The 9,640-nt window shown below is 70.8% G+C and carries 10 protein-coding genes and 1 pseudogene; 3 read left to right on the top strand and 8 right to left on the bottom strand.

Going from position 1 to position 9,640, the window contains the following annotated elements; genetic code table 11:
• Positions 1-999: 999 nt before the first annotated feature.
• Both NBZ85_RS21985 and NBZ85_RS33300 read left to right on the top strand, forming a co-directional pair.
• Positions 1,000-1,905: a class II aldolase/adducin family protein gene (locus tag NBZ85_RS21985; RefSeq protein ID WP_261562518.1), complete on the top strand. Its 906-nt coding sequence runs from the start codon at positions 1,000-1,002 to the stop codon at positions 1,903-1,905.
• Between the two features lie 5 nt (positions 1,906-1,910).
• Positions 1,911-2,030, top strand: a pseudogene (locus tag NBZ85_RS33300) (hypothetical protein); the annotation flags it as partial.
• A gap of 73 nt (positions 2,031-2,103) precedes the next feature.
• On the opposite strand, the gene NBZ85_RS21980 reads toward NBZ85_RS33300, so the two are convergent.
• The 4 genes from NBZ85_RS21980 to NBZ85_RS21965 all read right to left on the bottom strand — a co-directional run bounded on the left by NBZ85_RS21980 (position 2,104) and on the right by NBZ85_RS21965 (position 6,170).
• Complete coding sequence (locus NBZ85_RS21980) at positions 2,104-3,129, bottom strand: hypothetical protein (protein WP_261557851.1); 1,026 nt, start codon at positions 3,127-3,129, stop codon at positions 2,104-2,106.
• Positions 3,126-4,508 (bottom strand): phosphotransferase, encoded by a 1,383-nt coding sequence (locus NBZ85_RS21975; protein WP_261557853.1) that lies wholly within the window; start codon positions 4,506-4,508, stop codon positions 3,126-3,128. The genes NBZ85_RS21980 and NBZ85_RS21975 overlap by 4 nt, the downstream gene beginning before the upstream one ends.
• Positions 4,509-4,603: 95 nt before the next feature.
• On the bottom strand, positions 4,604-5,515 hold the full coding sequence (locus tag NBZ85_RS21970) for an SCO6745 family protein (RefSeq protein WP_261562517.1): 912 nt from the start codon (positions 5,513-5,515) through the stop codon (positions 4,604-4,606).
• A gap of 127 nt (positions 5,516-5,642) precedes the next feature.
• A complete protein-coding gene (locus tag NBZ85_RS21965) occupies positions 5,643-6,170 on the bottom strand; it encodes a TetR/AcrR family transcriptional regulator (RefSeq protein WP_261557867.1) in 528 nt (175 codons plus the stop codon).
• Here NBZ85_RS21965 and NBZ85_RS21960 point away from each other — a divergent pair.
• Complete coding sequence (locus NBZ85_RS21960; RefSeq protein WP_261557855.1) at positions 6,159-6,491, top strand: limonene-1,2-epoxide hydrolase family protein; 333 nt, start codon at positions 6,159-6,161, stop codon at positions 6,489-6,491. The genes NBZ85_RS21965 and NBZ85_RS21960 overlap by 12 nt on opposite strands.
• A 113-nt stretch (positions 6,492-6,604) precedes the next feature.
• Here the strand turns inward: NBZ85_RS21960 and NBZ85_RS21955 are convergent, their stop codons facing one another.
• The 4 genes from NBZ85_RS21955 to NBZ85_RS21940 form a co-directional block, all read right to left on the bottom strand.
• The gene (locus NBZ85_RS21955; RefSeq protein ID WP_261557856.1) at positions 6,605-7,948 is read right to left on the bottom strand and encodes a wax ester/triacylglycerol synthase domain-containing protein; all 1,344 of its coding nucleotides are present in this window, start codon (positions 7,946-7,948) and stop codon (positions 6,605-6,607) included.
• A 38-nt stretch (positions 7,949-7,986) separates the two neighbouring features.
• A complete protein-coding gene (locus NBZ85_RS21950; RefSeq protein WP_261557869.1) occupies positions 7,987-8,214 on the bottom strand; it encodes a response regulator transcription factor in 228 nt (75 codons plus the stop codon).
• Between the two features lie 586 nt (positions 8,215-8,800).
• On the bottom strand, positions 8,801-8,929 hold the full coding sequence (locus tag NBZ85_RS21945) for a hypothetical protein (protein ID WP_261557857.1): 129 nt from the start codon (positions 8,927-8,929) through the stop codon (positions 8,801-8,803).
• A 40-nt stretch (positions 8,930-8,969) separates the two neighbouring features.
• The coding region (locus tag NBZ85_RS21940; RefSeq protein ID WP_261562516.1) for an RNA-guided endonuclease InsQ/TnpB family protein at positions 8,970-9,640 on the bottom strand (671 nt) is incomplete at its 5' end.

Below are 9,640 nucleotides of genomic sequence, written 5' to 3'. Positions count from 1 at the left end.
ACGGCCGGCTCAGATCGACACCGTCGATCTCCGCGCCGATGGTGGGCTGCAACGGCCGCACAGCCAACGACGATTGAACGGGTACCTCGACGACAGTAGTCACTGTCTGTCCCTTCGATCGGGGTGATTCAGGTCAGGGTGATAGCGGTCGGGTACTGCCGGCTCCCTGTCGGTTCGTCTGGTCGGAAGCCGGATGCGGATGGGGGGCCGGATGCGCAGGCGAGGCCGGATTGGTCCCGGGGTCGCGGCGAGGGCCGTCCGCGGGACGCGGCGGGCGGCATCGCGCCGCGGGCGGGTGCTGGGGAACCTCGGGCGGACGCGGCGAGCTGGCCAGGGCGAGGTGACCCGCCCCTGCTTCCAGCGCAGGCGGAGCCTCCCCGGCGCGCAGGATCCGTCGGGACGGCCGTCGGCTACGGGTTGGTCGGGAACTGACCGGGCGTTGGGTGTCGGCGTCAGCCGCGACGAGCCGGACAGCTCGCGGAGGTGACTCGCAACAGGTCGATGTGCTCGCGCCTGGCCAGAGAGGCGATCGTCAACACGTCCCCAACATGACCCCGCATTGTCGATCGGTCAAGTGGGAAAATGGAGTGACACAAATCACATTACAATAGGTCCGTCGATGACGCCGGACCGTGGTCCGGGTGTGGGTTCCCAGCTCACCGAGGTGCTGCACTGTTCCCCCCGGGAAGCTTGACAATGGATTCGACCCTGCCGCACAGTTGCGGCGCGCACATGCTCCGGCGGCGAACCGCCGATACCCGCGCCTGGTGCAGGTCTACCTCGACAGCCACCGTCCCCACCCACCCGCGCCGTCGTCGAGTCCGATCCACCTCCACCTCGTCCGGTGGGCATCGTGCGCCCCGGGAATGCCTCTTTGTAAGCCCTTCCGGCCGGGAGGGCTTTTCGCGACGCGCCTTCACTCCGGGCGCCGGCGATGACCTGGTGAGCCCGCGCCAGGCCGGTTCCCGCCAGTCATCGAGAAGGAAGGACCAAACCGATATGACGCTCTCCACCCATGACCCTGCCCTGACGGCCCCGGCGAACTCGACGAACTCGGTGGCCGGGACGTCCGACGCCACGGTGCCCCACAGTGCGGCGCCCGACGGCCGGCGGGCAAGCCCCTGGGCCGGGCTGGTCTCCCCCGCCGAGGGCGGCGAATGGCCCCGTCCGGTACCGGTCCGCACAGTCCCCGAAGAGCGACTACACCGCAAGCGCAAACTCGCAGCGGCATACCGGATCTTCGCCAAGCTCAGCCTCGCCGAGGGCCTGGCCGGCCACATCACCGCCCGCGACCCCGAGTGGACCGACCATTTCTGGGTGAACCGAGCCGGCCTCGACTTCAGCCGCATCACCGTGTCCAACCTGCTCCTGGTCAACGCAAAAGGCGACATCGTGGCAGGGCAACCACCACTGAACACCGCGGCGTTCGCGATCCACTCGCAGATCCACGCCGCCCGCCCGGACGTCGTCGGCGCCGCGCACACCCACTCGCCCTACGGCCGGGCCCTGGCCGCACTCGGAGAACCCCTGCACCCGATCTCCCAGGACGCCTGCACCTTCTACCAGCACCACGTCATCTTCAACGAGTACAACGGGGTCGTGCTGAGCGAGGAAGAAGGCCGGAAAATCGCCACCACACTCGGCCCCCACAAACTGGCGATCCTCCGCAACCACGGCCTACTCACCGTCGGCCCCAGCGTGGAAGCGGCCGCCTACCGGTACATCGCCGCCGAACGGGCCGCGAGGACCCAGCTCATCGCCGCAGCAGCCGGGCCACTGCGACTGCTGGACCACGAAATTGCCAGCTTCACCGCCGGCCAGGGCCGCAGCGGCGACTCGGACCGCTGGGCCTTCGACGCCCTCTACGAAATCATCATCGAAGAGCAGCCCGACCTACTCACCTGACAGTTGTGGCCGCATGCGACGCAACGCGCCCCGTCCGGCCACCTCCGGGCCATCCCGGCCCGGTCAACGCGGTGGCGGTCACCCCGGCCGGCTCGGAGATCGTCAGTGTCGGGGATCGGACGATCCGGATCTGGGACCGCCTTTGTCGAGAAAATCCGCCAGATCACCTTCGACTCAGGGTTCGGACGGGTGGCGCGGTTACTCGTCGCGGGTTCTGGCGTCCTGTCCCCCGGCAATCCGGGGCAGGGCGGCGCCGGTGTCGAGCAGGCCGATCAGCCAGCCCGGCGTGGCGCCCAGGTAGAGCGTGTTGCACAGGACCGCAATCGTGGCCGCCGCGGGGTCCTGGTTGATCAGCGCGACGAACGCGGCCAGGCCCGCCGCCTCCATCCCGAACGTCAGGATCGAGCTCCAGCGGATGGTCTCGTCGAAGTAGGCATCGGTCCAGACATCCTGCGCGTCCCCGCCCCAGGTGGTGTTCCCGAAGGCCACCGCGCGGGCCCAGATGTCGCGCAGGTCGGCCTGGGTTTCCTCGCCGAGGATCACCTTCTCGTAGGCGTCCGGGTTCGCGGCGACGGCCCGCTCGAACGCCGAGCGCCAGACCTTCAGATAGTCCGGGGTCGGCAGGTCGTAGTCGACCCGCAGGAAATGGCGTGCGTTGATGCGCACCGCCGAGGGCCTGGGCGTCCGGTGCGGGCGGCGCTGGCCGATCGGCGGGTCCTCGGTCTTCACCACCTGAACCCCGGCGTTGTAGGCGATGCCGTGGACGGGGCCGGAGGGGGCGTCCTCCCGCAGGATCGCGGGCAGGATCTCCAGGCAGCGTTCACCGCCGCCGCGTAACGCCGCCAGGCGCTGCGCCATCTGCGCGACAATGCCCTGCTCGACCTCCGCGAACGGCGGCGACAGGGCGATGCCGAGCCTTTCGATGACCGACGGCATCCCCCAGTGCTCGCGCAGCTCCATGCCGCCCCAGTAGCTGGAGGCGAGGATCGCCCAGGCCTGCTCGCCGACGTCGTCGACGGCGACGGTGCCCTGCATGATCGGGCCGGACAGCCGGTCGGTCAGCCAGCCGTTGAACCCGACCCAGTACGCCTGCGGGGTCGCCAGGGTGGCCGCCGTGGGCGCGAACTCGGTGACGAGGCGGTCCACGAGCGCCGGCGCGGCGGGCATCACCGCGGCCAGCTCCGCCAGCAGTAACGGCCCGTCGCCGTCAACGTGCAAGGTCATGCGTGCCTCCCGAAGCTGGCACCGGCCCGCCAGGCGTCGCCGGTGAGCGGTTGCAGACTCAGATGGATGAGCTTCTCGTGCCGGGCACCCGTGCCGGCGATGAGGAACTGCTGGCGCTGCGTCCAGCGGTGGAAGTACTGCACCAGCGGGGCGTCGAGGTCCGGGGAGGCGCGCAGCACGAACTGCTCCAGCGCCGCCTCGGCGGTGGCGAGATCCGGCTGGCGGGTGCCGAGCAGCTCGGAGATCTCCTCGACGTCAGCGCGTTCCAGGTCGGCGCCGAAGGCGTGAACGTGCTCGGCGAACCGGGTCACGGCCCGGGCGCTGTCCGCGCGGAAGCCCTCGTAGGCGCTGGCTGTGGGCCATTCGTCGAGCAGCGCCATCAGGTTGGTGTAGGCGGCGCTGGAGTAGGACGACGGGCGCTGCGCGGGCGGTTCGACGGTGGGCAGCGGCGCGCCCGCGACCGCGGCGATGGCCTCCAGCGCCCAGCGGCCGCAGCCGACGAGCCAGGTGAAGTACTCCAGCCAGCTGTCCCCGGGGGCGGGGTTGCGCACGGAGTCCTCCCACTGGAAGGGGGTCATCAGCGACCAGCCGGCGGTGTGGAACTCCACGGCGTCGCGGTCGACCCGCTCACCGGTGACGGCCTCGTAGCGACGGGCGATCCGGGCGATGTCGCCGAGGGGTTCCTCGCAGTCACGGCTGCGCATCGCGGCGAACTCGGCGATCGGGTCGCCGATGTAGGCGGCCTCGAAGTCGATCAGACCGGTCATCCTGCCCTGCTCGAACAGGAACTGCGCCGAGTCGCCCTGGATGAGCCCCCGCTGCGTGCGCCCGGGCGGGACGTTGCGGCACAGCCACCGCCACATGAACTCGATCATCGGGCTGGGCGCGGTCTTGGCCCGGCGGTAGTTGCGCTCGCCGGTGGCGTACATGCTCAGCGCCGCGGCCCGGTTGTCGGCCGCGACGGGCAGCCCGAGGGCCCCGAACTCCCCCACGTCGATCGCGTGCATGCGGCACATGGCGTCGACGTACTGGTCCAGCACGGCGTCGCGTTCGCCGTCGTCGAGCGCGGTGGCGAGGTTGACCCGGCCGGGCAGCCGGTCCATGACGATCGCGGGCGGGTCGTCGATCATCCCGTGGACGCGTGGGACGGGCACGCCGTACCGGTGGAGCACCCGGTTGACATCGGCTTCCTGCTCAAGAGTGATCATTTCCCGGAAGTTGCCACCGCGGTGGCCGCGCACGTAGTACCTGCGTAACTCCCCCTGGCTCGCCAGATCGGCGAACCAGGCCGCGCGCCACCGCTCCTGCCGCTCGAAGGCCACGACGGTGCCGTCGAGCTCCCGCTCCAACCAGGCCCGAACCCGCTCATCCTGACTCATGGCTCTCCCTTCCAGGAACGCCTCGGCGAGGCGCCGGGATCCATCCTGGTCGAATCCCGATGCGCGGGCACGGTCTCAGGGCTCCACGCCGGCCGCTACCCGGCGACGGGGCGGCGCAGCCTGGTGGCGAGGCCGGCGTCGCCGAGCGCGGCCACGACCTTGGCGCCGAGGGTGATCATGCGGTTCATGCCCGCGTCGCCGATCGGTTCGTAGGCCAGCGCCGCGAGTTCGTCGGTGCGATCCTCGATCCAGCGCCGCCGGCGGCGACCCTCCACCGTCAGCTCCGGCGTCGCGGCCTCGGTCAGCCAACCCCGGCGGCGCAGGCTCGCGACCGAGGCGTTCCAGGCCGGCGGGTCCCAGCGTCGCGAGTCGCGCAGCAGCTCCCCGGGCCACCCCTCGTAGGCGGCGTGGACGACGAGCGCGTCGATCCCGCGCAGCCCTTCGATGACGAGCCCGCCGATGTGCCCGTCGCCCCGGTGTTCGCGCAGCACCTTCGCGGCATGCCAGATCACCAGATGATCCCCGCGCGGCCAGGGCAGCGACGCGAGGCCGGCGAGCAGGGGACGGCCCTCCCGGTTCGCCGCGGCGGCCTCGCCGGCCGCACGCGCGAGCTCGGCCAGCTCGCCGAGTTCCACCGGGTCGATCGGCGCGAGCGCCGCGGCGAGCACCGGCGCGAACGCCGCCTGCTGCGCCGCGAGGATCGCCTCGGGTGACGCCTTGCGCCACACGGCGGGAATGACACTGTCGACCAGCCGGGGATTGACGTTGTAGAAGGTCGCGACCACCACGTCGGCCGGCGCCGGCCCCAGCGGCGCGCTGCGCGTCACCAGGTTCACGACCGCGACGTCGTCGAGCCCGAGGTCGAGGCGGTGAAGCGCCGCGTGGACAGCCGGGCAGAGCACGCCGGCGCCGAACGTGGGCTCGATCGCCCGCAACGCGGGATCGGTCAGGGCCACGTCCAACCCGGTCGATCCGCCGCCTGCCAAGCTGTGCCGGTCCGTGATCACGGCGGCAACGTACCATTCTCCGGCCGCGCAGTGAACGGTGTTGACGGCAGTTTTCGGGGCGCCTTATCCTCGCCGAGATGGTCCGGTGCCGGCTCGAGCCGCGCCTGGCCGGAGGCGACGAGAGGGGCTACGAACCCGTTGTCAACCCGGTGAGCAGACGTTCGACGGCGGTGACGGCCTGTTCCCTGGCGGCGGGCGGGTCGTCGGCGCTGGCGATGAACAGAGCGGCTTCGTCGACCGCGGCCAGCAGGATGTGCGCAAGCGCGTCGAGCGGCTGTGCGGACAGGCTTCCTTCGGCGACGGCGCGTTCCAGCAGAGCGCGGATCGCACCAAGCCCGTAGCGCTTCTCGGTGGCCCGCCACTGCTGCCACCCGAGGACCGCGGGCCCGTCGATCAGCAGGATGCGCTGGACCTCCGGGGTCAGCGAGGCGTTGAGGAAACCCAGCAGCCCGCCCCGCAGGAGCGTGAGCGCATCCCCGGTCGTGTCGGCGCCCCCGGCGGAGGCGAGCAGATCCTCCTCGACCCGTTCGAAGACGGCGAGAAACAGCGCCCGCTTGTCGGCGAAGTGGTGGTAGAGCGCTCCGCGGGTGCCCACTCCGGCCGCCGCGACGATCTCCTCGGTGCCGGTGGCGAAGTAGCCCTTGTGGACGAACAGCCGCCGAGCGGTGGCGATCAGAGCCTCGCGGGTCGCCTCCGCCCGCTCCTCGCCGCCGATGCGGTCTACCAGAACGTCGGCACGCCGGCGACGATCGGCGCCGCCGCCATCGTGGAGAACCTCGCCGGCCAGTTCGCGGTGTTCCCCGACTCCTACGAGTACCGCGTCCTCGCCCTCACCCTCGCGGCCGACGGTGACGTCGTCCTGACCGAACGCCTCGACATGATCCGGACCCCGGCGGCATTCAGGGTGTCCCCGTCATGGGCGCCTTCGTCGTCAGGGACGGTCGGATCATCCGGTGGACCGACTACTGGGACTTGACGCTGCCCGCGAAGATGATGACCGGCGAGGACGTCAGCGACCTCCTTCCCGCGGCGCGCTGAACCTCACGAGATTCAGCGCCCGTACCCCGGAGAGCCGGAGAGCCGGAGTTGTCAACGCGGGCGGGGGCCCGCCAGCTCCGCGAGCACCTCCAGTTCGGCCAGCCACAGGTCCGCCAGGGCCTCATGGCCGGGGACGCTGGCGCTCGCCGTGAACGTGATGTGGGCATGCTCGCCGTAGCCGAACAGGGCCACGGAGAGGTGCTGGCGGCCGACGAACAGCGGCGGCATCCCGGCCAGCCCGGTCACCGGCCGCCCCGCGACGGCCAGTCGGCAGCGCAGGTGCCCCAGGTTGGAGGCGACGAGGGCGACCTCGCGGGTGCGGGAGCCCGAGCTGGCGGCGTGGGCGAGGAAACGCGGCGAGGCACGGGGGGACAGCTCGGCGAGGGCGAGGTGATGGCGCTCGACCACGCCCAGGCCGCCGCCCCGCTTCAACCGGCGCGTGCGCGCGGCGACGCGGGCGAGCCGCCGGCCGGGATCGGGTTCGCCGCAGGGCAGGGCGATACGGACCCCGGTGGTGAAGTTGGACAGCAGCTCCTGTTCGGCACTGGTCCGGATGCTGATGGGCATGAGCGCGTGGATGGGTCGATGAGGTCGGTGAGATCGGTGAGGTCGATGCCATTCCGGCAGCGACCACTGCCGGATCGCGCCAGCGAGGGCCGCGAGATAGACATCGTTGACCGTGACCGCATGGCGGCGGGCGATCTGCCTGAGCGCGGCGAGGTCCGTCGTCGCCCAGGTGTGGCGGGCCGGTCCGCGGGCCGGTCCCCCCCAGGCCGCCAGGGCGCGGGTGGGTGCCAGTCCCTGCAGGTTGCGACCGGCGAGGCGCAGGTAGTCCCCCGGCCGAGGGGCGGGAAACGCCTGCGGCAGGGCCACGCCCGTCTCCTCGCCCTCGCCGAACAGCAGGTACAGCGCCCGGTAGAGGGCGCCGCCGTCCTGGTGGGCATGACTGGCCCGGTACAGCACCAGGGTGCCGTCGGCGGAGTGCCCGCGCAGGAGGTGGAGCATCCACGGCGGTCGACCGAGGTCGACGGGCTGGGAGGCGAGCCGGTCGAGCGTGCGACGCAGCCCGTCGTCGCCCGGCCCCTCCCGCACGGCGGTGACGACCACGTGGTCGTCGACGTTGACATCGCCGCGCGGGGCCCATCGCAGGGAGCTCCGCTCGGCCCGCGGGCCGCCACCGCGGTGGTCCCCCGCAGGCGTCGCGATGGTGTGGAGTCGTTCGGTGAGAGGTCGCGCCGCGCGGAGCCGGTCGGCGACATGCGCCCGCAGAGCGGAGAGATCCAGTGGTGGCCCGCCGACATACAACAGCGTGCCGACGTTGAGGAACTCGCCGGGGAAACGGCGGGTGAAGGCCAGGAAGGCGTGATCGCCAATCGTCAGTGACCGATCGTGCACAGCGCCATCTCCTTCCGGGGTCTCGGGAGCCTGGGGAATCATCGCAGGAGCCCGAGTTCCCGGGCCGCGCGCACCGCGGCGGTGCGGTTGTGGGCCTGTAGCCGACGCATGATGCGGGTGAGATGGGACTTCGTGGTGGACTCCTCGATATTCAACCGGCGGGCCACCTCCGCGCTCGAGAGCCCGACGGCCCCCAGGCCGAGGACCTCCAGCTCGCGAGAGGTAAGGAAAACGGATGGGGGGCTTCCTCGGCGCAGCCGGCACATAGTCACGACCCAGTCGGGCGACGACGTCGGCGATGCTCTTCTGGACCACCGGCTCGGTACTGAGTTCGGCGATGTCATGCAGGGAGTCGCGCAGCGCGCACAGCCAGGTGAGTCCCGGGCCGGTGGTGCCACCGCCGGCCCGTCGCTCCCCGAGGTACATCTCGAAGAGTGCGGCGACGCGGCTGGCGGCATCGATCGCGGCGGCACTGATCGCGGCGGCGTCCGATCAACTGCCATCCGAGACCGAGACCGGGGGCCGCCGAGGGGCCGAGCGGACTGTCCGTCCGGTTTCCCTCCTGGCATCGCACGATCAGCCGTCCGGAAGCGGAATCGACACTCGCCGCGAAGGCGATATCCACCCCGGTCAGGGCGCGCAGCTCACTGACCGCACGTTCCATGAGGTAGACGAGGCAGACGCCACCGTCATCGGGCAAAGGTTCTTCCTTCCGCTCCCGTCCGATCGGAGACCGCATCCCACCGAATGGCGAATATTTGGACACTAACATGCAGAATATTCGCTTTTCAGCCCAATTAGCCCTCGCGATACCACCTTTGGGCGGGGCTCTACGATCCGGTGGGCGCGCACTCAGGGATGCAGCTTCTCGATGTGGTCGGCCGCGGCCGCGATGCCCCCGCCGGCAGTCAGGTACCGCTCGGCCATCAGAATTGGATCAGACGGTAGGACCGTCGACGACTTCACCGTGGCGGGAACCACTTGACATCCTTCTCCGCGTGAACGCGGAGGATTCCAACATCTACACGTCCACCGGGAGAGGAGGTGTGCAGTGTTGGGGTTCGCGGTTCCCAGGCCGCCTGTTGGCGTCGCCTCCCCGCGCAGTCACCCACGTGGTTGCCCACTGATGCCCCAGGGCGATGTTGCATGCCGCGTTCACATCGGCGTTCGCCTGCTGCCCGCAGGACCGGCAACCGAAGACAGCTTGGTTCTCGCGCGCCTCCCCATCCCGAACCCCACAGGTGTTACAGGTCTGCGACGTGTAGGCAGGACTGATCCTCTCGACCCGGCTGGGAGCCTTCTGTTCCAACCAGGCGACCAGCAGCCCCCAGCCGTGGGAGAGAATGCTCCGGTTCAGCCCGGCCTTCTGCCGCACGTTGCGCCCCGGCTCGGCGACCGTACCCTTCGCCGACCGGGTCATCGCCCCAACCAGCAACGCCTCCACGCGGATCAGATCGTACCGGCGGGCCAGCACGGTACTGGTCTTCTCCACCCAGTCCTTACGCCGGTCCACTTCCCGGGCTTTCACCCGGGCGATCTGCCCGACCAGCCGGGCCCGCCGCTGCGACCCCCGCCTCGCTCGGGCGAGGCGGCGCTGCAACCGGACCAGCCGGGTCTTTTCACCGGGGCGCAGCCCAGGGCAGTGCAGCAACTCCCCGGTGGACAACGCCGCCGACACGGCCACCCCCGGTC

It is taken from the genome of Frankia tisae (genome assembly GCF_025403405.1).
Classification (GTDB): Bacteria; Actinomycetota; Actinomycetes; order Frankiales; family Frankiaceae; genus Frankia; species Frankia tisai.
The sequence above is the reverse complement of the archived record's forward strand: the minus strand, read 5'-3'. Positions and strand labels throughout refer to the sequence as shown.